The organism is Streptococcus oralis (assembly GCF_022749195.1).
GTDB lineage: Bacteria > Bacillota > Bacilli > Lactobacillales > Streptococcaceae > Streptococcus > Streptococcus oralis_CI.
In genome coordinates, this window is record NZ_CP094226.1 from 1,851,731 (window position 1) to 1,876,737 (window position 25,007).

Annotated in this window: 22 protein-coding genes and 3 tRNA genes; 7 read left to right on the forward strand and 18 right to left on the reverse strand. The window is 35.9% G+C overall.

The window, feature by feature from the left end; all coding sequences use genetic code 11:
* Window positions 1-2: 2 nt before the first annotated feature.
* From mreC to yfmF, 8 genes are read right to left on the reverse strand one after another with little or no spacing between them, the layout of a single operon-like run.
* Complete coding sequence (gene mreC, locus MP387_RS09005) at window positions 3-818, reverse strand: rod shape-determining protein MreC (protein ID WP_242746580.1); 816 nt, start codon at window positions 816-818, stop codon at window positions 3-5.
* Window positions 819-878: 60 nt separating this feature from the next.
* Window positions 879-1,673, reverse strand: a complete 795-nt coding sequence (locus tag MP387_RS09010) for an energy-coupling factor transporter transmembrane component T family protein (protein WP_084877144.1) — start codon at window positions 1,671-1,673, stop codon at window positions 879-881.
* Window positions 1,666-2,505, reverse strand: a complete 840-nt coding sequence (locus tag MP387_RS09015) for an energy-coupling factor transporter ATPase (protein WP_000513212.1) — start codon at window positions 2,503-2,505, stop codon at window positions 1,666-1,668. Before MP387_RS09015 ends, MP387_RS09010 begins: the two co-directional genes overlap by 8 nt.
* On the reverse strand, window positions 2,490-3,317 hold the full coding sequence (locus MP387_RS09020) for an energy-coupling factor ABC transporter ATP-binding protein (RefSeq protein WP_242746585.1): 828 nt from the start codon (window positions 3,315-3,317) through the stop codon (window positions 2,490-2,492). The genes MP387_RS09015 and MP387_RS09020 overlap by 16 nt, the downstream gene beginning before the upstream one ends.
* The gene (pgsA, locus tag MP387_RS09025; RefSeq protein WP_242746588.1) at window positions 3,314-3,859 is read right to left on the reverse strand and encodes a CDP-diacylglycerol--glycerol-3-phosphate 3-phosphatidyltransferase; all 546 of its coding nucleotides are present in this window, start codon (window positions 3,857-3,859) and stop codon (window positions 3,314-3,316) included. Before pgsA ends, MP387_RS09020 begins: the two co-directional genes overlap by 4 nt.
* A gap of 10 nt (window positions 3,860-3,869) precedes the next feature.
* A complete protein-coding gene (rodZ, locus tag MP387_RS09030; protein WP_242746590.1) occupies window positions 3,870-4,691 on the reverse strand; it encodes a cytoskeleton protein RodZ in 822 nt (273 codons plus the stop codon).
* A gap of 35 nt (window positions 4,692-4,726) precedes the next feature.
* Window positions 4,727-6,010: an EF-P 5-aminopentanol modification-associated protein YfmH gene (yfmH, locus tag MP387_RS09035; protein WP_242746593.1), complete on the reverse strand. Its 1,284-nt coding sequence runs from the start codon at window positions 6,008-6,010 to the stop codon at window positions 4,727-4,729.
* Window positions 6,007-7,257, reverse strand: coding sequence for an EF-P 5-aminopentanol modification-associated protein YfmF (yfmF, locus tag MP387_RS09040; RefSeq protein WP_242746596.1), 1,251 nt, complete (start codon window positions 7,255-7,257; stop codon window positions 6,007-6,009). Before yfmF ends, yfmH begins: the two co-directional genes overlap by 4 nt.
* Before the next feature lie 160 nt (window positions 7,258-7,417).
* Here yfmF and yaaA point away from each other — a divergent pair, with 160 nt between their 5' ends.
* A complete protein-coding gene (gene yaaA / locus MP387_RS09045; protein WP_242746599.1) occupies window positions 7,418-7,786 on the forward strand; it encodes a S4 domain-containing protein YaaA in 369 nt (122 codons plus the stop codon).
* A 2-nt stretch (window positions 7,787-7,788) separates the two neighbouring features.
* Window positions 7,789-8,886: a DNA replication/repair protein RecF gene (gene recF, locus MP387_RS09050; RefSeq protein ID WP_242746602.1), complete on the forward strand. Its 1,098-nt coding sequence runs from the start codon at window positions 7,789-7,791 to the stop codon at window positions 8,884-8,886.
* Window positions 8,887-8,937: 51 nt separating this feature from the next.
* Here the strand turns inward: recF and guaB are convergent, their stop codons facing one another.
* Together guaB and trpS are read right to left on the reverse strand one after the other, a co-directional pair.
* The gene (guaB, locus tag MP387_RS09055) at window positions 8,938-10,416 is read right to left on the reverse strand and encodes an IMP dehydrogenase (protein WP_242746604.1); all 1,479 of its coding nucleotides are present in this window, start codon (window positions 10,414-10,416) and stop codon (window positions 8,938-8,940) included.
* A gap of 162 nt (window positions 10,417-10,578) precedes the next feature.
* Window positions 10,579-11,604 carry a tryptophan--tRNA ligase gene (gene trpS / locus MP387_RS09060; protein ID WP_000165464.1) on the reverse strand — a complete coding sequence of 342 codons (1,026 nt, stop codon included), beginning with the start codon at window positions 11,602-11,604 and terminating at the stop codon, window positions 10,579-10,581.
* 195 nt (window positions 11,605-11,799) lie between these two features.
* Here trpS and MP387_RS09065 point away from each other — a divergent pair, with 195 nt between their 5' ends.
* The gene (locus tag MP387_RS09065) at window positions 11,800-13,422 is read left to right on the forward strand and encodes an ATP-binding cassette domain-containing protein (protein ID WP_000958788.1); all 1,623 of its coding nucleotides are present in this window, start codon (window positions 11,800-11,802) and stop codon (window positions 13,420-13,422) included.
* Between the two features lie 61 nt (window positions 13,423-13,483).
* Complete coding sequence (locus tag MP387_RS09070) at window positions 13,484-16,036, forward strand: YfhO family protein (RefSeq protein ID WP_242746607.1); 2,553 nt, start codon at window positions 13,484-13,486, stop codon at window positions 16,034-16,036.
* Window positions 16,037-16,057: 21 nt separating this feature from the next.
* Here the strand turns inward: MP387_RS09070 and MP387_RS09075 are convergent, their stop codons facing one another.
* A complete protein-coding gene (locus MP387_RS09075; RefSeq protein ID WP_242746611.1) occupies window positions 16,058-18,712 on the reverse strand; it encodes a YhgE/Pip domain-containing protein in 2,655 nt (884 codons plus the stop codon).
* A 128-nt stretch (window positions 18,713-18,840) separates the two neighbouring features.
* Here MP387_RS09075 and MP387_RS09080 point away from each other — a divergent pair, with 128 nt between their 5' ends.
* A complete protein-coding gene (locus MP387_RS09080) occupies window positions 18,841-19,383 on the forward strand; it encodes a TetR/AcrR family transcriptional regulator (RefSeq protein ID WP_000665080.1) in 543 nt (180 codons plus the stop codon).
* A gap of 35 nt (window positions 19,384-19,418) precedes the next feature.
* Here the strand turns inward: MP387_RS09080 and MP387_RS09085 are convergent.
* The 7 genes from MP387_RS09085 to rlmH form a co-directional block, all read right to left on the reverse strand.
* Window positions 19,419-19,492, reverse strand: a tRNA-Asn gene (locus MP387_RS09085).
* 5 nt (window positions 19,493-19,497) lie between these two features.
* A tRNA-Glu gene (locus tag MP387_RS09090) sits at window positions 19,498-19,569 on the reverse strand.
* Between the two features lie 51 nt (window positions 19,570-19,620).
* The gene (comE, locus tag MP387_RS09095) at window positions 19,621-20,373 is read right to left on the reverse strand and encodes a competence system response regulator transcription factor ComE (protein ID WP_000866079.1); all 753 of its coding nucleotides are present in this window, start codon (window positions 20,371-20,373) and stop codon (window positions 19,621-19,623) included.
* Complete coding sequence (gene comD / locus MP387_RS09100) at window positions 20,370-21,689, reverse strand: competence system sensor histidine kinase ComD (RefSeq protein WP_242746613.1); 1,320 nt, start codon at window positions 21,687-21,689, stop codon at window positions 20,370-20,372. Before comD ends, comE begins: the two co-directional genes overlap by 4 nt.
* 20 nt (window positions 21,690-21,709) lie before the next feature.
* Complete coding sequence (gene comC / locus MP387_RS09105; RefSeq protein ID WP_008282505.1) at window positions 21,710-21,835, reverse strand: competence-stimulating peptide ComC; 126 nt, start codon at window positions 21,833-21,835, stop codon at window positions 21,710-21,712.
* Window positions 21,836-21,999: 164 nt separating this feature from the next.
* Window positions 22,000-22,073 (reverse strand) — tRNA-Arg (locus MP387_RS09110).
* A gap of 43 nt (window positions 22,074-22,116) precedes the next feature.
* The gene (gene rlmH, locus MP387_RS09115; RefSeq protein WP_242746617.1) at window positions 22,117-22,596 is read right to left on the reverse strand and encodes a 23S rRNA (pseudouridine(1915)-N(3))-methyltransferase RlmH; all 480 of its coding nucleotides are present in this window, start codon (window positions 22,594-22,596) and stop codon (window positions 22,117-22,119) included.
* Between the two features lie 185 nt (window positions 22,597-22,781).
* Between rlmH and htrA the strand changes: the two genes are divergently transcribed.
* Complete coding sequence (gene htrA, locus MP387_RS09120) at window positions 22,782-23,975, forward strand: serine protease HtrA (protein WP_242746621.1); 1,194 nt, start codon at window positions 22,782-22,784, stop codon at window positions 23,973-23,975.
* A 57-nt stretch (window positions 23,976-24,032) separates the two neighbouring features.
* Window positions 24,033-24,791 carry a ParB/RepB/Spo0J family partition protein gene (locus MP387_RS09125; RefSeq protein WP_242746624.1) on the forward strand — a complete coding sequence of 253 codons (759 nt, stop codon included), beginning with the start codon at window positions 24,033-24,035 and terminating at the stop codon, window positions 24,789-24,791.
* Window positions 24,792-25,007 lie beyond the last annotated feature (216 nt).

Below are 25,007 nucleotides of genomic sequence, written 5' to 3' on the forward strand. Positions count from 1 at the left end.
TGCTAATTCCCCACTAACTCTACCACATGAAGATTTTTGGTGTCAGCACTTAACTTGACTGTTACTTCCTTTGTTAGATAATCACTGCTGTGTGTTGTAGCAACAACCTCTCCAACAGGGATATCCTTAACATTAAAGTTTCCGAGCCCCCCTGTAGTCACCTTGTCTCCCGCGCTAATGTCGCTGTTGCTGTTTAATTGACTAATTTTAAGCAGTTCAGACTCCTTATCATAACCAATGATAATCCCGTAAATTTCAGTAGAACCATGCAGAATTTTAACAGAAATTTTGTCTGAATTTTCGGTGTTTGTCAATAGATTGACCGTTGTTGAATGATCCTCCACCTTTGAAACACTACCAATCAAACCCCCGTTTGCAATGGCCAACATATTTTCAGAAGCTCCTTTTGAACTTCCCGCATCAATTGTCAACTCTTGTTTCCAAGATACTGGAGCTCGCATAATCACATCTGCTGCAATGGTTTTTGTAGCCTGCAATTTTGACTTCATATCCAGCAACTGACGTAGTTGTTCATTTTCATTTTTTAAACTTTCTGATTGATTAGACTCCACCTCTAGTTGATAGAGCTGTTTCTTTAGACTCTCATTTTCATTGTAAGTCTGCGTCAAATGTCCCAAATCCGATTTGAAAGTATCAAACCACTGAAAGGGTTTTTGAACAATTCTATCTACTAATGAAATCCCATCTCCTAGTTTCGTCACAATAGCGCTTGAATAGGTTGTCACTAATAGAACAGAAACTGCCAGAACTGTGACAAAAACGATAATTAGATATTTTGATTTTTTAAAACGGTTCATATTCCTACCTTTATACTAAAAACCTGCTACTGTGAGCTTCTTATCAATCCTACAAACCTGCTAAGATTTTAAGAAAAATAAGAAACATCCCAGTACCAAAATCACAAGAATTGCCAGTGTATCCTTTTGACTCCATCTCAACTGTCTATACTGACTTCTACCCTTTCCTCCTTGATAACCACGAGCTTCCATGGCTATTGCCAATGAATCTGCACGCTTTAAGCTCGTCGCAAAAAGAGGAATTAAAATTGGAATCATAGCCTTTACCTTTTGCACGATGCTACCTTCGCCAAAGTCAACTCCACGAGCTTTTTGAGCATTCATAATTCTCGTTGTGTCATCCATCAAGGTTGGAACAAAACGCAAACTCATTGATAACATGAGACCAATTTCATGAACGGGAACTTTCACGCGTTTCAGCGGTGCTAAAAGAGCTTCAACTGCAGCTGCCAAACTCAAAGGCATGGTCGTTAATGTCAGCAAGGTTGAAAAGAAAATAATCAACACAAAACGACAGAAAATGATTCCTGCTTGTTGCAAAGCATAATCCGTTATTCTTATAAAAGAAAACTCAAATAGGACATTTCCACTTGAAATGAAAAAGAGCTGAAAAAGAGTCGTAAAAGCGATCAGGAAGAACATGGATTTTAATCCCTGAACGAAAAATGAGAGGGAAACGCCTGACAAAGCGATAAATATACCTGTCGCTACAAACAGAATGAGATTAGTGAGGGGATTATTGGCCCAAAATACAATCAAAATCAACAGGATCATGGCAAGCAATTTACTACGGGGATCCAAGCGATGAATGATGGAATCCCCCGGTATATAACGCCCTAAAATCATACTATCCATTTAGCGACTCCTTAAACTCCTCTATCTTGATTGGCAATTTTTTAAAAGCTACACCTCTATCTGCCAAACGTTTACAAAAGGCTGTTATTTTAGGCACACCTAACTGCACCTTTTCCATAGAGGCTACATCTTGGAAAACATCACTCGGTTTGCCACTTTTGACTAAACGCCCCTTTTCCATAACATAAACCTGATCAGCATACGTAGCTACATCATCCATCAAATGCGTTACTAGAACGATTGTCATTCCAGAAAGGTGGAGTTTTTTAAACAAGGTCATCAGTTCTTTTCTGCCCAGAGGATCTAGCCCTGCTGTAGGCTCGTCCAAAACTAAGACAGTTGGCTCCATGGCTAGCATACCTGCTATAGCTACACGTCTCATCTGCCCCCCCGAAAGTTCAAAGGGACTGCGCTCAAAGAGAGACTCATCAATGCCTACCAATGCTAACTTTTCACGCGCAATTTTCTTAGCCTCTTCCTCAGAAACTCCAAAATTTTGCGGTCCAAATGCAACATCTTTCAAAACAGTCTCTTCGAAAATCTGATTTTCAGCAAATTGAAACACTAGACCAACTTGCTTTCGAATCTGACGAATTTCTTTATTGGTTGATGTAGGGGTAATGACGGTATCGAAAACTCGAACAGAACCCTTACTTGGTACCAATAGGCCATTTAAAAGCTGTAAAATCGTTGATTTCCCACTGCCTGTGTGCCCTACTAAAGCTGTATAGGAACCATCCTCAATCGTCAAAGAAACATCAGTCAAGGCTGATGAAGATAGGGGAGTTCCCTCTTGATAGGTAAAGCTCACATTTTCTAGAGTAATTCCCATAACTTGTCCTCTAGCTCTCCTTCTGTCAAATAGCCATCCGGCAACTGATAACCAGTCTCTCTCAAAGATTCTCTCAATTGATTAGTAAAAGGTTCATCCAACCCTATCTGGTCAAGGTCATCCCGAGAAAAAAGTTCTCTTGGGCTGCTGGTTGACTCCACTTGGCCTTTTTTCATGACCAAGACACGGTCACTCATCGCAACTTCTTCCAAGTCATGTGTAATGGAGACGACTGTCATCTGATAGTCTTTTCGAATCTCTTGAACTGTCTGAATCAGTTCTCTTCGTCCCTCGGGGTCCAACATACTTGTAGCCTCATCTAGAATTAAAATAGCTGGCCTCAGGGCAACAACTCCTGCAATGGCCACACGTTGTTTTTGGCCACCAGATAAACGAGCTGGTTCTCTCTTCTTAAAGTCCAGCATCCCCACCAACTCCAAAGATTCAGTCACTCTCTTCTTCATTTCTTCACGAGGAAGTCCCTGATTTTCTAAACCAAAGGCGACATCATCTTCAACAGTTGCCCCCACAAATTGGTTATCTGGATTTTGAAAAACCATACCAATTTGACGGCGTAAGTCCCAAACGTTCTCAGAGGACAGCAATTGGCCATCTATCCAGATTTCTCCAGACTCTGCTTCAAGCAATCCATCAATCAAACGGATAGTTGTCGATTTTCCACTCCCATTATGACCTACAATCGAAAGCCATTCTCCCCGTTTCACGTGAAACGAGACATTATTAACGTCATAATGATCCTGGTCTTCCTTATAACGAAAAGACAGATCTTTTACTTCAATAATCGATTTCATTTCGAACCAAATGTTCCTTTGAATACATGAGCGCTACCCTTGAAATAATCATAACCAGAGTAGATGGTGAAAAATAAAGCTATATAAAGCAACAGTTGACCAATTAAATTCCAATGTAAGAGCAAAAAGATAATGGCAAACATCTGACTAAAGGTTTTGATTTTCCCTGGCATCGCTGCTGCTAGAACTGTCCCTCCCGTCTCAACAAGCAACAAGCGCAAGCCTGTCACCGCAAGTTCACGACAGATGATAATAGCAACAACCCAAGCTGGAGCCATACCTAACTCAATCAACATGATAAAAGCTGACATAACCAACAGCTTATCAGCCATCGGATCAGCAAATTTTCCAAAATTGCTGACTACATTCCATTTACGAGCAAGGTAGCCATCAAGATAATCCGTTACACTAGCAACTGCAAAAATTATAGCTGCTAGCAAATGACTGCCTAGTGAATGGCCCAAAGTCAAAATAAGAATAAAGAGAGGTATAAAGAGAATTCTACCAATTGTTAATACATTAGGAATTTGTTCTTTTTTCATTGATTTTTCCTTAATCTGTAGTAAATGTAAGTGTTACAGTTCCAGTCTGAGTTGTCAGCTTCGAAGTATCAATCGTTTGATTGTCCACAGTCACAGTAACTCCTTTCACTACACCTAAAGTAATGGTAACAGGATTCTTAGTTGAAACTGTTGTTTTTGCATTCTTATTGTCTGCGGATAGTGTCACACCACCCTCCAGCTCACTTCCTGAAACACTAACCCAACTAGCTTCATCTGAAACTGCCAATTGAACAGTAGCGGTTTCCTTACTCGTTTTATACCGAGCTTCAATGCGGTTTCCTTCACCTGACACTGTAATAGTTGATTCCGTAGTAGAAGACGAGCTAGACGCCTGACTACTAGAAGATGAGCTAGATGAGGTTGTTGAACTAGTTGAGCTCACAACAATATAATTAGCTGAAGAAGGACTTGGCTGAGTTTGGATGTAGTTCCAAACATAGTAAGTGACAAAAATTAAAATGGACAAAGCAAATAGGACGAAATAAAACAAGGGGAGATAAGAGGTTTTTTTCTTATTTGATCGTCTGCGACCAGACAAGTCTTCTTCATCGACATCTACCTCTTCATAAGTGATCATACTACCTGAATCATATGCATCCAAAACAATTCTTTCATCTAACTCTACTGCCCAGGCATATTTTCTTAAAAAAGAACGAGCATAGAAGGTACTAGGAAGTTGATCAAAATCATCTGCCTCCATAGCTTCTAGAAAATGCAACTGAATTTCAGTTTTTTCCTGCAATTCTTCTAAACTCAATCCCTGGTTAATTCTGGCTAAACGTAGAACCTCGCCAATTGTTTTTTTTCTCATACGTACCATTCCTTCTTTCTAGTATTAGTCATCTTTTAAGCTGGAAAGATTGTAAAATCAACTAGATCACCATTATCAATCAAACGATGTCCAGCTTCTAGAACATCCTCCAAAGTAATTTCCTGTAAAATTTTCGGAAAATCAAAAATTGTTTCTCCGCGATCCATCGGATCGTATTGAGTTGCAATAAATTCCAAAGAGTTCATGCTACTGAAAAACTCCCCAAACATCTCACTCTTAACAAGATCTAAATGTTCCTCGGTAATATCCGCATCATTACTAAACTGACGAATCGCTTTACGAAATTGATGCGACAGAGAAACAGGCTCTTTGGTGTCCATTGTCAATATCACAAAATGAAAGCGACTGTTGACTTCAACCTCAAGTGACAATGACGCATCTAACTTCCCAGTCTCATATAACTTTTGAAAACGATCAGAAGTCCAACCAAACATCATCGTAAATAGTAATTTCAATAAAATATTGTAACGATAAGACTCAGCTTCTGTTATTTGCCCATTGCCTCTAATCGCAACAGCAAGTTTGGGTGAAGAAACTTCCATCCGAAGACTATCTGTTTGCTTCACAGGCTGCAAAAGGAGTTGCTCTTTTGAAACCGTAAACTGGTTTGAAACTTCCTTTTCCTTTTTCGAAAAGTATTCCTCAACAACTTCCACATCAATATTCCCAACTAAAAACAGTGACATGTTGACAGGTTTGTAAAAGTCTGTAAAGTTCTCTTTTAAATTTGAAACTTGAATATCAGAAATTGATTTTTCACTTCCAACTATATCTGTTGCTAAAGGAGTATCAGGATAAAGGTTGGCTAATGTTGCAAAAAACAAACGTGAGTCTGGATCATCTTGGTACATTTCTCGTTCTTGCTGGATAATATCCTGTTCCCTCAAAACAGAATCTTCTGTAAAATGAACATCTCCGACTAACTCATCTAGCAAATCTAAATTTTCTAATAGATGGTCAATTGTTGAAAAAAGATAGCTGGTCTTAGTAAAGCTTGTAAAGGCATTACTGTCCGCACCTAATCGAGTAAACGCAGCCATTATATCCTCAGAATTTTCTCTTTCAAATAATTTATGTTCAAGAAAATGTGCAATTCCTGCTGGATGATGACGTAAACCTTTGTCCAAGCTTGTATAAGTTGCATCTACAGAACCAAATTGAATCGTTACAATCCCATAAACCTCATTGAAATCTTGCTTAGGGAGTAAAGAAACTGTCAACCCATTTGACAATTTTGTTTTGTAGACTGTTTCCTTTACAGCAGGATAGTATTTTTCTTCAAAAGTAACCTTTGTCATTCTACTCCTTCCATAAAGTAAATCGCTTGTAACTTTAAACTGTTGACAGCTTTACATATAGCTTCTTTATCAACACTCTCTAATTTTGCCACCAATCGATCCATATCAAAGCTTGATTTTCCCAATAGAGTATTCAAATAGACTCTTTCAACTAGGGTCTGTTGATTATCTTGAGCCATCAAGAAAGATCGTCGAATCATCTCCTTAGTCTGTTCAAGTTCAAAATCTGTAAAGTTACCCTTTTTCAGATCTAGCAATTGATGATTCATCATTTTTCTAGCCTGATTTCGATTTTCTCCATCAATACCCGCATACATCCTTAACAGACCACTAAACAAATCCAATTGACTCGAGACTGTATAGGCTATTCCAGCATTTTCACGAACGTTTGTAAAAAGTTTCGAATGTGCAAATTCACCCAACAAACCATTCATAACAAGCATGGGCAAATGCTCATCATCACCATATTTTACAGGAGAATGATAGCCTAATTCTAAAATAGATTGCCCAACATTCCTCTGAATCATTCCCTCTCGTAGGACATTCGAATAAGATTGATGGTACTGGATAGTGATGCCGTTCTCTCTAGCTGTAAAGGGTAATGACTTCAGCGATTCTGTAATTTCTACTTCATTAAAATCACCTAAGAAAAAGAAATCAATACGATCATTTTTCAGAGCATTTTGAAAGCACGTGTAGCTACTTTCCGGAGACTCATTTGAAATACTATTTCGTAAATCACTGTATCTCAATTGAAGACGCTCATCATGAAAGAACAAGCTATCCAACTCCTTATGAGCAAAATAAAATGAATCATCCATATCAGTAGCTAAACTAGCCAATAACTGTTTTCTTTCAATTTCAAATAGGGCTGGCTCAAAAGCACCATCTTGAGCTAAGGGAGCAAATAAAGTCTGTTTCACCAATTCCAAAATTCGAGAAGTCAAGACATTCTTTTTACTTAAAAAATCATCCCTCACATAAGTAAACGTTAAGTCAAGAATATGTGCCTGTCCCCTACGATAAGCACTTGTGGAAATATCTGTTCCATATAAACTTGCCAAGTATCTGCGAAATACTTGAGATGTTGGGTAAACTTGATTTGCCGTCTCCAACATACTCGCGCTCAACATACGTCCTGCTATCGTCTCAAGAGATAAGGGAGCAGTAAAACGAATGGTAATTTTATTTGTTTTAAACTTTTTGGATTGAACAAAATGTGCTGAAATTCCAGGCACTAATTCCATACCTTACCTCCTTACATATAGAGTTCTATTATACCACGAAAATTAAAATTTTTCTTGTTCTCTTTATAGCTTTAAAGAGTAAAACCGTTTTCATTTCAGCTAACTTTCCTTCAGCTATTTCAAGGAAAATATGGTATAATACCAAAGATTGAGGTGAATTATGGAATACAAAATATTTGAAAAATTTATTACGCTCCAAGCCCTCCTAAAAGAACTTGGAATTATACAAAGCGGTGGTGCTATCAAATCCTTTTTAATAGATCATCAAGTTTACTTTAATGGTGAGTTAGAAAGTAGACGTGGGAAAAAAATCCGTATTGGAGATACGATTGACATTCCTGATTTAAAGATTGACATCACCTTGACACAACCAAGTTTAAAAGAGCAAGAAGAGTATCAAGCAGATAAGATTGAGAAAGAGCGAATTGCTAAACTTGTCAAAGAGATGAATAAAGGTGTCAAGAAAGAAAAACAAAAAACTTCTTCATCGCCTAAAACCAAACAAGTTCCACGTTTTCCAGGAAGATAACCATGTGGCTCCAACATTTAACAATTAAAACCTTTCGAAACTACAAAGAGGCAAAAATTGATTTCAATCCAAAATTAAATGTCTTTCTAGGTCAAAATGCACAAGGAAAAACCAATATTCTAGAAGCAATCTATTTCTTAGCCTTGACACGTAGTCATCGGACTCGTACAGATAAAAATCTCATTCATTTTGATAACGAGCAACTCCATCTTTCTGGCTTGCTACAGAAAAAAACAAGCTCTATCCCTCTAGAAATTGATTTAACACCAAAAGGGCGTGTGACTAAGGTCAATCACTTAAAACAAGCGCGCCTATCAGACTATATTGGACATATGAATGTTGTCCTCTTCGCACCTGAAGATCTCCAGCTAATTAAAGGAGCGCCTTCTGTCCGTCGAAAGTTTATAGACATTGAACTGGGACAAATTAAACCAATCTACTTGTCAGACTTGTCAAACTACAACCATATACTCAAGCAAAGAAATACTTATCTAAAATCCAGCCAGAAGATTGATGAAACATTTTTGTCAGTCTTAGATGATCAGTTAATAGAGTATGGTTGTCGCGTTATAAAGCATCGGATAAAATTCATTAAAGACTTAGAGAAATTTGGCCAAAAAAAACACTTAGAAATTTCAAATAAATTAGAAGAGTTGTCAATATATTATCAATCATCTGTCAACTTCACTGATGAAGAACAGCTAACAAGTTCTTTTAAAATGGCTTTGGATAAAAGCAGATCCAGAGACTTATTTAAAAAGAATACTGGAGTTGGCCCTCATCGAGATGATATTACCTTTTACATCAATGGTATGGACGCTAGTTTTGGAAGCCAAGGTCAACATCGTAGCCTTGTTCTTTCTATCAAACTGGCAGAAATTGAGCTAATGGAAAGTATTACCAACGAGTCTCCTATACTATTGCTTGATGATGTTATGAGCGAACTTGACAATACACGGCAACTAAAATTACTAGAAACCATTTCTCAATCTATCCAAACCTTTATCACAACAACAAGTTTAGACCACTTGCAAAATTTGCCAGAAAATCTTAGTATCTTCAATATCCAAAGCGGTAAAATTTCTGTAAATCAAAATTGACAACTTTGTAAATAAAAAGAACTCCTGAAATTCAGGAGTTCTTTTTAGTACTTACATGGAGTAGTTTGGCGCCTCATTAGTGATTTGTACATCATGAGGATGGCTTTCTTTTAGACCAGCCCCAGACATTTCAATAAATTGAGCATTATCATGTAATTCTTTAAGGTTAACTGCACCACAGTAACCCATACCAGAGCGAATACCACCAATCATTTGGAAGACAATATCAGCTGCTGCTCCTTTATAGGCAACACGGCCTTCAATTCCTTCTGGAACGAGTTTGTTTGCTTCATTGACAGAACCTTGGAAGTAACGGTCACTTGAACCTTTCTTCATTGCAGCGATTGATCCCATACCACGGTAAGTCTTAAACTTACGTCCTTGGAAGATTTCCGTTTCACCTGGTGCTTCGTCTGTTCCAGCAAACATTGATCCAAGCATAACTGCATTCCCACCTGCAGCAAGGGCTTTTACAATATCTCCAGAGTACTTGATTCCACCATCAGCAATGATTGTTTTACCATATTCACGCGCAACTGCTGCTGCATCATAGATCGCTGTCACTTGTGGAACACCAACCCCTGCAATCACACGAGTGGTACAAATAGAACCTGGTCCGATACCGACTTTGACAACATCTACACCTGCATCATAAAGAGCACGCGCACCTTCAGCAGTAGCAATATTACCCGCAATCAAAGTGCGGTCTGGGAAGTGAGCACGAATTTCAGCAATTTTACGTAGAACACCTGCAGAATGACCATGTGCAGTATCAATAACAATTGCATCCGCTCCTGCTTCAAAAAGGGCTTCGGCACGTTCAAATGTATCTGAAGTAACACCTACCGCACCGGCAACTAGAAGACGACCAAACTCATCTTTAGCAGCATTTGGAAACTCAATCACTTTTTCAATATCTTTAATAGTAATCAAGCCAGAAAGACGACCTTCTTCATCAACCAAAGGAAGTTTTTCAATACGGTGTTCTTGAAGAATGCTTTCAGCTGTTGCAAGGTCTGTACCAACAGGAGCAGTAACAAGATTTTCACTGGTCATGTGGTTTGAGATTGGCTGATTGTAATCTGAAATAAAGCGAAGATCTCGGTTTGTTAGAATACCAACCAATTTACGATTTTCAAGTGTCTCCACAACTGGAACACCACTGATACGGTAACGTCCCATCAGTTCATCTGCTTCAGCAATTGTGTGTTCTGGAGTCAAGAAGAATGGATCAATAATAACACCATTTTCAGAACGTTTTACCTTACGAACTTCATCTGCCTGTTGCGCAATAGACATATTTTTATGGATTACTCCAAGACCACCTGCACGAGCAATGGCAATAGCCATTTGACTTTCTGTGACTGTATCCATGGCGGCTGTTATAATTGGGATATTTAAAGTCAGATTATCTGCCAATTTTGTTGTTAAATCTGCGTCATTAGGCAACACATGACTTTCTGCTGGAATGAGCAATACATCATCAAAGGTAAAACCTTTTTTTAAAAATTTATTATCCCAATTAGACATTAAAGTTTCCTCTTTTCTTTCTTTTTGAGCTTGACTCTTTTTGTATTGTATCTATCATACCATTCTATGAAAATTTGTCAATTATATTTATGGTAGAAATCATAAAAAAACTATCCCTGTGATCCTATGGAAGAGATAGCTTTATGATTCATATTTTATCTATTATTTAAAATAATTTAGTCCCATTGCTCCTTTAACCTCAGATAGGGTTTGACCTGCAACTTCACGCGCTTTCTCACTACCTTTTTGAAGCATATTGTACACTTCTCCCATATCCTTAGCAAATTCGATACGGCGCTCACGAATAGGACCAAGTTCGCGTTCTAATATTTCAAGTAGATAACGTTTCGTCTTTACATCACCAAGACCACCACGTTGATAATGTTCTTTCATATCTGCAATGTCTTGAGCATCTTCTGGACGACCAAATACATCTAGATAATGGAAAACCATATTTCCTTCAATCTTACCTGGATCCTCAACCCGAATATGGTCTGGATCAGTATACATGCTCATGACTTTTTTACGCAACGTATCCACATCATCAGCTAGATAAATACCATTATTAAGGGATTTAGACATTTTAGCATTTCCATCTAAACCTGGCAAACGCCCTGCCCTCTCATTTTCTGGATAAATACCTTCTGGCTCCACCAAGACCTCACAATTATAAGCATGATTAAAGGAACGAACAATCTCACGAGTTTGCTCAATCATTGGTTTCTGATCTGTCCCAACAGGAACATAATTAGCCTTGAAGGCAGTAATATCTGCTGCTTGCGCAATCGGATAAACTAAAAATCCTGTCGGAATACTTTCTCCAAACCCTTTCTGAGCGATCTCTGTTTTCACTGTAGGATTGCGCTCTAAACGTGCTAGTGACACCAAATTCATATAGTACATAGACAGTTCAGCTAACTCTGGAATCTGACTTTGAATAAAGATAGTTGATTTACTTGGATCTAATCCAACTGCTAGGTAATCTAAGGCAACATTCCCAATAGATTCTACAATCGTTTGAGGGTCTTTGGCGTGATCTGTCAATGCTTGTTGGTCCGCCAAAAAAACAAACATCTCATACTTGTCTTCTTCCTGCAGTAATACTCTATTTTTAAGACTCCCAACATAATGTCCAATATGCAGTTTTCCTGTTGGGCGATCTCCTGTTAAAATAATGGGTTTCGTCATTTTTTTCTCCTTCGAAATGGTCTCTTCAATTATAGCATTTTTTTGTTAAAATAACAGAAAATTATTTAAATCAAACAACTAACTCATTGTAAATAAACCTGTAAACTTAATTGACACAAAATTGACAAACAAAAATTTGAATATTTCTCTCTTTTCTAGTAGAATAAATATATTACATATTATAGGAGAAAAACATTGCTTACAGTATCTGATGTTTCACTACGTTTTAGTGATCGCAAACTTTTTGATGATGTCAATATCAAATTTACAGAAGGAAATACATACGGATTAATTGGTGCTAATGGTGCTGGGAAGTCTACATTCTTAAAAATCTTAGCTGGTGATATCGAGCCAACAACTGGTCACATCTCTCTTGGTCCAGATGAACGTCTCTCTGTTCTCCGTCAAAATCATTTTGACTATGAAGACGAGCGAGTTATTGATGTCGTCATTATGGGAAATGAAAAACTTTACAACATCATGAAAGAAAAAGATGCCATTTACATGAAGGAAGATTTTTCCGATGAAGATGGTGTTCGTGCAGCTGAACTTGAAGGTGAATTTGCTGAACTTGGAGGTTGGGAAGCAGAAAGTGAAGCATCTCAATTACTTCAAAACCTAAACATTCCAGAAGAATTGCACTATCAAAACATGAGCGAATTGGCCAATGGTGAAAAAGTGAAGGTTCTCCTTGCTAAAGCACTTTTTGGCAAACCAGACGTTCTTCTCTTGGACGAGCCGACCAACGGGTTGGACATCCAATCTATTACTTGGCTAGAAGACTTCTTGATTGACTTTGATAACACCGTTATCGTTGTATCTCATGACCGCCACTTCTTAAACAAAGTATGTACTCATATGGCCGACCTTGACTTTGGAAAAATCAAACTCTATGTCGGAAACTACGACTTCTGGAAGGAATCTTCTGAGCTTGCTGCTAAATTGCTAGCAGACCGTAATGCCAAGGCAGAAGAAAAAATTAAGCAATTGCAAGAATTCGTTGCTCGCTTCTCTGCCAACGCTTCTAAGTCAAGACAAGCAACGTCTCGTAAAAAAATGCTTGACAAGATTGAATTAGAAGAAATTGTTCCTTCTAGTCGTAAATACCCATTTATCAACTTTAAAGCAGAACGTGAGATTGGTAATGATCTCTTGACAGTAGAAAATTTAACTGTAAAGATTGATGGCGAAACTATCCTAGACAATATTAGTTTCATCTTGCGTCCAGGTGATAAGACTGCTCTTATTGGACAAAATGACATCCAAACGACTGCATTAATTCGTGCAATCATGGATGACATTGACTATGAAGGAACCGTCAAGTGGGGAGTTACTACTAGCCGTTCTTACTTGCCAAAAGACAACTCGGCTGATTTTGCAGGAGGAGAGTCAATCCTTGACTGGTTGCGTCAATTTGCAAGTAAAGAAGAAGATGACAATACCTTCCTACGTGGTTTCCTCGGTCGTATGCTCTTTTCTGGAGATGAGGTTAACAAGCCTGTAAACGTCTTGTCAGGGGGAGAAAAAGTACGTGTCATGCTTTCAAAACTCATGCTCTTGAAATCAAATGTCCTTGTACTTGATGATCCAACAAATCACTTGGACTTGGAATCTATCTCAAGCTTGAACGATGGATTGAAAAACTTTAAAGAATCAATCATCTTTGCAAGTCATGATCACGAGTTCATTCAAACTTTAGCAAACCATATTATTGTTTTGTCTAAGAATGGCGTCATTGATCGTATCGATGAAACCTATGATGAATTCCTAGAAAATGCAGAAGTACAAGCAAAAGTTAAAGAACTTTGGAAAGATTAAATAAGACTTCAAAACTCAGTTGGGGTAACCAACTGAGTTTTCTATCATTCTACGAGGTAACATGAAATCATTTTTTAAAACATATTGGACCTATTTTGTTTCTTTCATCATTCCTTTACTAATTATGACTGGAGTATATCTAACTCAAGGTATCTACTGGAATAGCAATACATCTCCACTATTAGGAGACGGTTTCCATCAATACGTTATTTTTGATGTAGCTTTACGAAATATTTTACATGGAAATGATAGTTTGTTTTACACCTTTACAAGTGGCCTCGGACTGAATTTCTATGCTCTATCTAGTTATTACTTGGGTAGTTTTCTTTCACCCTTAGTCTACTTTTTTAATCTGTCGAATATGCCAGATGCTGTATATCTAACCACTCTCTTAAAATTTGGATTGATTGGTCTGTCAACCTTCTTTAGTCTAAATAGATTATTTAAAGATATCCCAAAATTTTTAAAACTTGCCTTATCTACTTCCTATGCTTTAATGAGCTTCACTGTCAGTCAGTTAGAGATTAAAACCTGGCTAGATGTTTTTATCTTGATTCCTTTAATTATAACTGGTTTACACCTACTTATAACACAAAAGAAGCGCCTACTATACTTTACAAGTTTGTCAATCTTATTTATTCAAAATTATTATTTTGGGTATATGACAGCATTGTTTCTTATTTTCTGGTATCTCTGCCAAATTTCTTGGGACTTTAAAACTCGAAAATCATCTTTTCTTGATTTTGTTGTTACCTCCTTTTTAGCAGGAATGGCTAGTTTGATTATGACTCTTCCTACACTGTTTGATTTACAAACTCATGGGGAGAAGTTAACTGCCATCACAAAATTAAAAACAGACAGTAGCTGGTATCTGGATATTTTCGCAAAACAATTCATTGGATCTTTTGATACAACTAAGTATGGATCTATACCAATGATTTTTGTTGGATTGCTTCCCTTTATTTTAACCATTCTATTTTTCACAATAAAATCTATAAGGTTTCACGTGAAACTTACCTATGCAATTTTCTTTACTTTTTTAATAACAAGCTTTTACATAGAAGCACTTGATTTATTTTGGCAGGGGATGCATACCCCAAATATGTTTTTGCATCGCTATGCTTGGATTTTTTCCACTCTGTTAATTTATACTGCAGCAGAAGTATTAAATCGTCTGAAAGAACTAAAGCTATGGAATCTATTTGTCTCACTTTTTCTTGTACTAACAGGATTTTTGACCACTGTCTATTTTAAATCACACTATTCTTTTTTAACTGATTTGAATATCCTGCTCACTCTTGAATTTCTACTAGTTTATGCTCTTTTACTTCTTGCAGTCATTAGAAAATTTATCTCTGTAAATCTATTTGCAATTCTTTTGTCTTTATTTATAACGGCTGAGATAAGCTTAAATGCATCATCTCAAATGGAAGGAATAGCTAAAGAATGGGCCTTTGCTTCTCGTAGCGCCTATAATAGAGATATCACCGCTATGGAATCCATTCTAAACCAAATTGACAATTCATTTACACGTACTGAAAAACTGCAAATTCAGACTGGAAATGACAGTATGAAATTTAACTACAATGGAATCTCTCAATTTTCGTCTGTACGAAATCGTTCAGCTAGCACTAGTTTGGATAAACTGGGATTCAAATCCTCTGGAACTAACCTCAATCTCCGTTATGCAAATAATAGTATTTTAGCAGATAGTTTATTTGGAATCCAGTACAATATTTCTGAAACTTCACTTGATAAGTATGGCTTTCAAGAGATTTATCAAAAGGATCATTTAACCTTATATAAAAATCAACTCTCTTTACCCATTGCCTTTGCCACTCAATCTATTTACACAGATGTAAACTTTAACAATCACACTCTAGATAATCAGGCTTTATTTATAAACCAGCTTGCTAATCTCAACTTAGATTACTTCTCCCAAATAGCATCTGATAAAACAGATACTTCATATGGTTTAACCAGCATCACAGGTTCTGCGAATGAAGATGCAAAGATTGATTATCAAATTGAGGTTCCTCAAAATAGCCAAGTCTATCTCTCTTTTTCAAATCTTCATTTTACGAATGATAAACAAAAGAAAGTTGACATCATTGTCAATGGAGAAAAAAAGACTTTTACAATTGACAATGCATTTAATTTCTTTAATTTGGGTTATACTGAAGAACAAAAAAATTTTAATATCAGTGTTAGTTTCCCTGGAAATTCTCAGGTGTCCTTTGAATCTCCAACCTTCTATCGTTTAGATACTCAGGCTCTTACTGAGGCAATTCAAAAGATTAAAGAACAACCTGTAGAAGTATCCACCTCTAAAAATAAAGTCTTTGCTACATATGAAGTAAAACAAGATACCTCTATTTTCTTCACTATTCCTTATGACAAAGGTTGGTCTGCATACCAAGATGGGAAAAAACTTGAAATCAAGCAAGCTCAGACTGGTTTTATGAAAGTTGATATTCCAAAGGGAAAAGGCACCATTACACTTTCCTTTATCCCCAATGGTTTTGTTATTGGAGCAGCCTGCTCATTAACTGCCCTTCTTCTTTTTGGGATCTATAATCACAGACGAAATTTATCTAAGACAGAAAAAGATTGACCAATTCCTTGGTCAATCTTTTTAATCTTCTTCCATTTTCTTAGGTTGATAAGCTAGCATACCTAAAGCAGTAAAGAAAGCTAGTGTTATAATAAGGAAAATCACTTGGTGATGAATATTTCCTGTCATAGAGATTGTTTGTCGCAAGCCTGATACAGAGTAACTCATTGGTAACCATGGACTGATACCTTTAAAGAAATCATTTGTCAATGCAAGGGGATAGGTCCCCGCACTTGATGCTAACTGTAATAATAGTAAAATAAGAGAGAAGAAGGCTCCTATACGGCTATTCCAAGTTGTTAAAGCTGTCACCATAGACATGAAAGCTAAACTTGTGATTATAATTAGAATCAAGGTCCTCATCTCATGGTTCGCAGTCAATCCAATAAGATGGACACCTCCATAAACTAAAACACCTGCTAAGATAGCTATAATCCCATTTATTTCAGAGCGAGACTTCAACCAAGCCCAACGACTCTCTGGATGACGTCCAGAAGGCAACTTAGCAAAAATCATATTGGTAGATATAGCAGCAACAAAAAGAGCAACTGATATCATATAAGGAGCCATAGCAATCCCATTTACAGGGACTTGGTCATTGTCTGTTTTTGAGAGAACTAGAGGTTCAGATAATGTTTCTGCATTTTTAGATTCTGTTGAAGCTGATTTAAGTTGAGTATTTGCATTACCTAATCCTTGTCCTAATGAATCAACTCCTGTCTGTAAATTTTCAAGACTAGAGGTTAAGGTTGTTCCACCATCTGCTAGTTTTCCAGCACCATCTGCAATCTTCATAGCGCCACTTCCTAGTTGAGATGCTGCAGAAAGTAACTGTGTTGATTTATCTGTTAATTGACTAGAGCCAAATTGTAATGTAGTAAGACCTGCTATCAGCTCTGGGCTCTTATTATTCAATTGAGCAGAACCAGATGATAAACTTTCTATACCTGATACTAATTCTGGAGCTTTTCCAGCTAACGCATCAACTCCAGCTGTCAAGGTTGATGTATTTTCTGTCAACTTACTTGATCCAGAAACTAATTGATCTAGACTAGTTGTTAAACTTGTATTCTTTTCACTTAGTTGATTAGCACCAATATAAATAGTATCCAGTCCTTTAGTATAGTTTACAACTCCTTTTTCAATTGACTGACTTCCAGGAACTAACTGATTATTTACAGAAGTTTGTAATGTTGTAAATCCATTTGACAAGGTTGTCAAGGAGCTAGATGCTGCAGGTAAGAGTTGATTTGCTTTCGTCTGCACATCAGATAGATTAGAGACTTGTTGTTCTGAATTCTCTATACTTTCTTTTAATCCCCCTACTGTCGTTAAAATTGTTTTTGCTGACTCAATAGTAGAATTAGAATTTTTAGAAATAGCTTCTGTCAATTCTTTCTTTTGTTCCTCTGTAAGAGATTGATAAGTAGTTGTTGATTGAAGGTTAACAATAGTTTTCTCTTGTTCTGTCTGACTTTTGGTCACAATATCCTGAGCAAGAGTTGTTAGATTTGGCAAAGCTTCTGACAATGTACTTTTCAGTTGAGTGATATCTGATATTGTAAGAGCTTGTAGTGTTTTATTTAGTTCTCCTAAGCTTGTTGCCAATTGCGCTATTTCTTCACTTTGTTGAGATGAGGACTCTAATTGGCTTGAAATTTCTTTAATACCAGTATTTAATTGCTCCATTCCATCTCTTAGTGTATCTGATTGATTGGATAATTGACTTGTTCCGTTAGAAAGTTCTTTCACACTATTTGTATAAGCATTTACACCAACTGAAAATTGATTGAGACCTGTATCAAGTTGTGAAACGCCACCTGTATAAGACTTTATACCTGTATTTAGCTGATTTACACCTGTCACCAACTCAGGAGTTTTTGAAGCTAATTGACCAAGTCCAGTGTCAACTTGTGAGACAGCATTTGTATAACTTTGTAAACCACTATTAAAAGTTCCTAAACCAATATGTAATTGCTCTATAGCAGACACATAGCTAGATAAGCCTTTTGTAAATTGATCCGCTCCATTTGAAAAAGTTACACTTGAGTTAGCTAGAGTATTAAGATTTGTTGTCAATGTTTGACTTCCCGTCACCAACTGATCGGCTCCATTAGCTAATTGTTCACTTCCTTCAGCTGCCTTATTTATTCCAGACTTCAAATCATTCATTTTTTGAAATAAAGCCTTAGTGTACGTTTCAGTAACATTAGTAGAGACGGTTTGTTTTAATTGTGTCATTGCAGAATCACTCATCTTACTTGCAATAAAGCTATGCCCACTTGACGTCTGATAATCAATCTGCATCTGTTCAGGATGATTCGTTAGGATAGAAGTAGCTTTTTCAGATAGATCACTTGGTAAAGTCACTACCATATAGTAGTCACCATCTTCTAGCCCTTTTTCCCCTTCCTCTTCATTAACAAAGTGAAAATCTAAAGCCTTATTTTCTTTTAAATTAGACACCATGTCTTCACCTATTGTCATTGTCTGTCCATTATAAGAAGCTTCCTTATCTTTATTGACAACTGCCACAGGTAACTCCGATACTTGACCATATGGATCCCACATGGATGATAAAAATATAATGTTGTATAGAGCTGGAATGAGAGAAATCCCTATCATAACAATGATAAAGGTCGGTTTTTTAAATATTGCTTTCCATTCTTTAAACATGTTTCCTCCTTTTTTACACATATTGTCTAAAATTTTGATATAATAGATTATACATCAAAAAATCTAAATTACAAGGTAAAAAATAATTTTTTAGACACAAAGTCTATTTTTGTGTATAAGGAGGAATTATGAAAGAAAGTAACAAACGTTTAAAAACAAAACGAATTATCGAAAATGCTATGGTTCAATTATTGATGGACCAACCCTTTGATCAAATTTCTACTGTCAAGTTAGCAGAAAAAGCCGGAATTAGTCGTTCTAGCTTTTACACTCACTACAAGGATAAGTATGATATGATTGAACTATATCAAAGTAAGCTATTCCATACCTTTGAGTATATTTTCCAAAAACATGCTCATCACAAAAGAGATGCTATTTTAGAAGTATTTGAATATTTAGAGTCTGAGCCACTATTAGCTGCACTCTTATCTGAAAATGGGACAAAAGAAATCCAAAATTTCTTGAGAAATAAGCTTCACATTATGCTTAGCACCGATCTTCAGAAACGCTTTATGAAATTACAACTCACTCCAATAGAATTAGAATACAGCAGTATTTATCTAACAAATGCCCTATTTGGTGTTTGCCAGACTTGGATTGCTCACGGAAAAAAAGAAAGTCCGCAAGAAATGACAGACTTCCTTATGAAAATGTTAGGTGATGTCAACTAAAAAAAGAACACCAATGGTGTTCTTTTTTTATCTGACTCCGCCAGTAGGACTCGAACCTACGACATCATGATTAACAGTCATGCGCTACTACCAACTGAGCTATGGCGGATAAAATAGTCCGTACGGGATTCGAACCCGTGTTACCGCCGTGAAAAGGCGGTGTCTTAACCCCTTGACCAACGGACCATCTATCTGTAGCAGATATAACCATTATATCAATTTCTTACTAATTGTCAATCACTTTTTAGATTTTTTCTCTAGAATATCTTTTAGTTTGCGAACTTTCAAACGGGTAATCGGGCAACGATGATCTTCATAAAAGACAACTTCTAAATTCTTTCGATCAATTTCTCTCACATTTCCCACATTGACAAGGAAAGATTTATGGGAGCAATAAAATCGCTGGGTATGTTTGTCCTTTTCCTGAATATCTGTCATAGTTCCATAGAATTCTTTAGCAAAATTCTTACCAATAATCCGAAGTTTATGAGAAACTCCTGTGGTTTCGATATACAAAATGTCATGGTAAGGAATTTTCAAATCATTTCCTTTATAGTTGTAATCAAAATAGTCTACAACATCTTCGTTTTCAAGCAGCATGCTCTTAGTGTAAAAAATACTCTGCTCGATGCGTTTTTTGAACAATTCATCATTGATATCTTTATCAACAAAATCTAGGGCTGATACTTGGTATTTGTACGTTAAGGTAGCAAATTCAGAGCGACTAGTAATAAAGACAATAATAGCATAAGGATTGTGATGACGGATAAACTGAGCCACTTCAAAGCCTTTTTTCTCGATTCCATGAATATCAATATCTAGGAAATAAAGCTGGTTTACTTCATCATTTTCGATATATTCCTTAAACTCACGAACTTTTCCTGTTGTCTTATATGAAATAGGAATATTCGATTCTTCCGAGATTTCATTTAATATTCTCTCTAGTCTCACTTGATGTTCAATAACATCTTCTAAAATTAATACTTTCATTCGAATTCCCTCTTAAATCTAATAATTTGTCTAAATGTGTTGTCTTCCATCTCTGTTTCTAAAATAATGTTGTCATACTTATCTAAAATCTCTTTGACATTATTAAGTCCTAGACCTCTATTTCTTCCCTTAGTAGAGAAACCTAAGGCAAATAGGTCCTCTGAAGGCGTCATAGTGATTTTGCATGAATTCTGGATAACTATAACTGTTTCAAAATCCATTTTAATGACTGCAACTTCCATTTGTTTCAAATAACTATCTGCAGCACCTTCAACAGCATTGTTTAATAAAATGCTCATGATACGAACAAGATCAAGTAAATCTATTGACAGTCTAGTAATGATATCCTTTACTTCCAATGTAAACTCTACATCATTTTTTCGTGCATAGACAATCGATTGAGCAATTAAACTTCGTAAAGCAGAATCTTCTATATTATTTAAATCAAAGTAAGTATATTTTTCTGATCTCAATTTCTGATTTGCTTTTACTAAGACTTCATTGTAAACCCTGTTAATTTCTTGTAAATTTCCACTGTCAATCGCCATTTGCATGCTGACAAGCATCCCTGCATAGTCATGACGAAAACCTCGAATTTCATTATACAACTCCACAATTTCATCAGTATAAGTCTGTAAATGCTTTTGTTCAAATTTCTTTTGTTTTAGAGCAATCTCTTTTTCAATTTGAACCTTGTGAGAATTCATTGCAAATAAAATCAATAACAAGCAAATAAAAACAATGGTTGATAAAATACTTCCGAAGCTATTTAAATGATGAGTTGTACTTACTATATCTGAAATAAACAATAAGATATGTAAACCAAAGAAAGCAACTATTACTTTTTTTAAAAAAGGATACAGATAATCTTTATCAAAATAAGTAAGTTCTAAATGGAAATAAGTAATAATTTTTTTAATAATAAAATATGTTAGTAATAGTACTCCTAAATAAAACATCACTTCATGTTCTATCACAAAAGCATCACCTGTTATAGAGGATAGGGTTACTGATAAAAAAGTGTGTGTACTATGATATAATAAAGACAATAGTAAACTGATAAACATTCCTTTATGCTTATCATATTTCTTTAAAACTACTATAGAAGTATATAGAATAAAAGGAAATATAAACTTTTCAATCCCTAACCCAGCTAATGAAATAAAGTCAAAGAAAAATTCAGCTACAGACTGATATACAAATATACAAGCTATAAATAAATATCTTTCTTTTTTAGTTACTTTACAAATTAATTCATAGCTTATTGTTAAAATAAAAATATGAAGAATAACTATTCCAAATCCTAATAAACTCATCCTATCACCCTATAATATTACTACTTTGTCCTATTTGAAAAAAGATGTTTAAAAAAGTAAGGTAGTCTTTTATCTCCACCTCGAATCTCCTGCAATTCTGCCTCTGTTACTTCTTTAAATTGTTCCAACTTTACTGTATTTTTCATAATGAAATCTCCTGTATTATTTTTTCTTGTAAGTTAACTTACACACCTATTATACAAAATGAAGACCATGTAAGAAAAAATTCTTCCCAACTGTACATTTTTGCACCTGAAACGCACTTTTTTAAGAAAAAAGCTGGGATTTACCCCAGCTTCGCATCTAAAATTGATCCCAGCAGGATTCGAACCTGCGACCGTTCGCTTAGAAGGCGAATGCTCTATCCAGCTGAGCTATGAGACCTAACATGACCATTCTATCAAAAAACAAGAGCTAAGTCAATCTTCTATTTGTGGTAAGGAGAACCCTGCTGAATTGTAAAAGCACGGTAAATTTGTTCAACTAAAACCAATTTCATTAACTGATGTGGTAATGTCAGACGTCCAAAACTGACAGAAAGATTGGCCCTATTTTTTACAACAGGAGCTAGACCCAAACTTCCTCCAATGATAAAAGTAAGCGTTGAGTATCCTTTTATAGAAGCTTGCTCTAGTTGCTTACTCAATTCCTCTGAGGAGAGTGTTTTTCCTTCAATGGCTAGTACAACGACAAAGTCTCTTTCCCCAATCTTAGAAAGAATTCTTTCACCTTCTGTTTCCAAGATTTTTTGATTTTCTAATTCACTGGCTTTGTCAGGTGTCTTCTCATCAGTGAGCTCAATCATTTCTAATTTGGCAAAACGTGAAATTCGTTTTGTATATTCAGCAATTCCATCTTTAAGGTATTTTTCTTTTAATTTTCCTACTGTTACAATTTTTATTTTCATTCTTCTATTCTATCATATCCACACTTCATTTCACATCTTATACACAAAAAAATCATCAAAAATTACTAGTGAATTCACAGAATAAAGTGAGTTATCCACAACTTGTGTAAAACTTTAAGCTTTTAAGTTTGGATTAAGTTAATAGGTTTATAATCTGTGTAAATAAATAACAAACGGAGGCGTTTATGAAACACTTACAAAAATTTTACAAAAAAGGAGTTAAAGTTCTTGTAATCATTCTAATCGGATTTTTAAGTGGTGCCTTAGGAAGTTTCGTAACATTACAACTTTATCAAAAACAAGGAAATCAAGCTACAAATAACAATTCTGGCACTGTCACTCAAACATCCTATAAGAATGAAAATTCAACCACTCAAGCAGTAAATAAAGTTAAGGATGCTGTTGTCTCAATCATTACTTATTCTTCTAATAGTAGACAAAGTAGTGTATTTAATGCTGATGAAACTAATTCTGATTCAGACAATCAACAAATCGCAAGTGAGGGATCAGGTGTTATCTATAAAAAGGATGATAAAGATGCCTATCTTGTAACTAATACTCACGTTATCAATGGAGCTTCAAAAGTTGATATCCGCTTAGCAGATGGTACTAAGGTTCCTGGTGAAATTGTCGGATCTGATACCTTCTCTGATATTGCTGTCGTTAAAATTTCTTCAGAAAAAGTTACAACAGTAGCAGAATTTGGGGATTCAAGTCAACTTAGTGTTGGAGAAACAGCGATTGCTATCGGTAGTCCTTTAGGTTCAGAATATGCTAATACAGTTACACAGGGGATTATTTCAAGTCTTAATCGAAATGTTTCTCTAAAATCTGAAGATGGTCAAGCTATTTCAACAAAAGCCATTCAAACAGATACAGCTATTAACCCTGGTAACTCTGGTGGTCCACTTGTAAACATCCAAGGACAAGTAATTGGTATAACATCAAGTAAAATTGCAAGTAATGGTGGAACATCTGTAGAAGGTCTTGGTTTTGCAATTCCTTCAAACGATGCACAAAATATCATTAAACAGCTTGAAAGTGATGGTAAAGTGACTCGTCCAGCTCTTGGAATTCAAATGGTCAATCTATCAAATGTTGGAGCTAGTGATCTTAGAAAACTTAACATTCCAAGTGGCCTCACTTCAGGTGTAGTTGTTCGATCTGTTCAAAACAATATGCCAGCAAATGGACATCTTCAAAAATACGATGTCATTACCAAAGTTGACGATAAAGAGATTGCTTCATCAACAGACCTACAACACGCTCTTTACAATCATGCTATCGGAGATACTATCAAAGTAACCTACTACCGTAACGGTAAGGAGGAAACAACCTCAATTAAACTAGATAAGAATTCTGGTGATTTAGAGTCTTAATTGACATCAGTGTAAAGAAAACTTTACAGAAAGTAAAAGATATGTTAGTGTAGAATCATGGAAAAATTTAAAATGATTTCTATCTCTGAAATACAAAAGAATCCTTACCAACCTCGGAAAGAATTTGATGCAGATAAACTAAAGGAATTAGCTCAGTCAATCAAAGAAAATGGGCTCATCCAACCAATCATCGTTCGTCAATCTCCTGTAATTGGTTATGAAATCCTTGCAGGAGAGAGACGATATCGGGCTTCTCTCTTGGCTGGTCTGACTTCTATTCCAGCCGTTGTAAAGCACCTCTCAGATCAGGAAATGATGATCCAGTCAATCATTGAGAATTTGCAGAGAGAAAATTTAAATCCTGTTGAAGAAGCACGCGCCTATGAATCTTTAGTAGAAAAAGGATTTACTCACACTGAGATAGCGGATAAAATGGGGAAATCTCGTCCTTATATCACTAATTTTATTCGTTTGCTTTCCCTACCAGAATATATCTTAACTGAAGTAGAAAATGGAAAAATTTCTCAAGCGCATGCACGTTCTCTAGTTGGTTTAGACAAAGAGCAGCAAGACTATTTCTTCCAACTAATCAAAAATGAAGATATTTCTGTGAGAAAGTTAGAAGCAATTCTTACAGAGAAAAAACACAAGAAGCAGAAAAAAAGTGATTCTTTCATCAAAGACGAAGAAGATAAATTAAAAAAACTACTCGGTTTAAGTGTAGAAATTAAACTTTCAAAAAAAGATACTGGAAAGATTATTATCTCCTTTTCAAGTCAAGAAGAATACGATAGAATTATTAACAGCCTAAAATAAGGCTGTTCTTTTATTTTCTCAACCCACAAATTTATCCACCAATTTTTTTATCAATAACCCTATTAAATCAAGGATTTTCCTATTTATCCCCAACCTGTGGATAAATACTACTAACATTGTGGATTCTTTTTCCCAATCTGTGGAAAAATCCTACTATCTATGGTAAAATAAGTCTAGCACTAAACTACTAAAATCATAGTAAAGGAGGAAAACTAG

What these genes read in the sequence shown, in the direction of transcription:
- mreC (WP_242746580.1), bottom strand. Translation starts at nt 818, where the DNA reads ATGAACCGTTTTAAAAAATCAAAATATCTAATTATCGTTTTTGTCACA.
- MP387_RS09010 (WP_084877144.1), bottom strand. Translation starts at nt 1,673, where the DNA reads ATGGATAGTATGATTTTAGGGCGTTATATACCGGGGGATTCCATCATT.
- MP387_RS09015 (WP_000513212.1), bottom strand. Translation starts at nt 2,505, where the DNA reads ATGGGAATTACTCTAGAAAATGTGAGCTTTACCTATCAAGAGGGAACT.
- MP387_RS09020 (WP_242746585.1), bottom strand. Translation starts at nt 3,317, where the DNA reads ATGAAATCGATTATTGAAGTAAAAGATCTGTCTTTTCGTTATAAGGAA.
- pgsA (WP_242746588.1), bottom strand. Translation starts at nt 3,859, where the DNA reads ATGAAAAAAGAACAAATTCCTAATGTATTAACAATTGGTAGAATTCTC.
- rodZ (WP_242746590.1), bottom strand. Translation starts at nt 4,691, where the DNA reads ATGAGAAAAAAAACAATTGGCGAGGTTCTACGTTTAGCCAGAATTAAC.
- yfmH (WP_242746593.1), bottom strand. Translation starts at nt 6,010, where the DNA reads ATGACAAAGGTTACTTTTGAAGAAAAATACTATCCTGCTGTAAAGGAA.
- yfmF (WP_242746596.1), bottom strand. Translation starts at nt 7,257, where the DNA reads ATGGAATTAGTGCCTGGAATTTCAGCACATTTTGTTCAATCCAAAAAG.
- yaaA (WP_242746599.1), top strand. Translation starts at nt 7,418, where the DNA reads ATGGAATACAAAATATTTGAAAAATTTATTACGCTCCAAGCCCTCCTA.
- recF (WP_242746602.1), top strand. Translation starts at nt 7,789, where the DNA reads ATGTGGCTCCAACATTTAACAATTAAAACCTTTCGAAACTACAAAGAG.
- guaB (WP_242746604.1), bottom strand. Translation starts at nt 10,416, where the DNA reads ATGTCTAATTGGGATAATAAATTTTTAAAAAAAGGTTTTACCTTTGAT.
- trpS (WP_000165464.1), bottom strand. Translation starts at nt 11,604, where the DNA reads ATGACGAAACCCATTATTTTAACAGGAGATCGCCCAACAGGAAAACTG.
- MP387_RS09070 (WP_242746607.1), top strand. Translation starts at nt 13,484, where the DNA reads ATGAAATCATTTTTTAAAACATATTGGACCTATTTTGTTTCTTTCATC.
- MP387_RS09075 (WP_242746611.1), bottom strand. Translation starts at nt 18,712, where the DNA reads ATGTTTAAAGAATGGAAAGCAATATTTAAAAAACCGACCTTTATCATT.
- MP387_RS09080 (WP_000665080.1), top strand. Translation starts at nt 18,841, where the DNA reads ATGAAAGAAAGTAACAAACGTTTAAAAACAAAACGAATTATCGAAAAT.
- comE (WP_000866079.1), bottom strand. Translation starts at nt 20,373, where the DNA reads ATGAAAGTATTAATTTTAGAAGATGTTATTGAACATCAAGTGAGACTA.
- comD (WP_242746613.1), bottom strand. Translation starts at nt 21,689, where the DNA reads ATGAGTTTATTAGGATTTGGAATAGTTATTCTTCATATTTTTATTTTA.
- comC (WP_008282505.1), bottom strand. Translation starts at nt 21,835, where the DNA reads ATGAAAAATACAGTAAAGTTGGAACAATTTAAAGAAGTAACAGAGGCA.
- rlmH (WP_242746617.1), bottom strand. Translation starts at nt 22,596, where the DNA reads ATGAAAATAAAAATTGTAACAGTAGGAAAATTAAAAGAAAAATACCTT.
- htrA (WP_242746621.1), top strand. Translation starts at nt 22,782, where the DNA reads ATGAAACACTTACAAAAATTTTACAAAAAAGGAGTTAAAGTTCTTGTA.
- MP387_RS09125 (WP_242746624.1), top strand. Translation starts at nt 24,033, where the DNA reads ATGGAAAAATTTAAAATGATTTCTATCTCTGAAATACAAAAGAATCCT.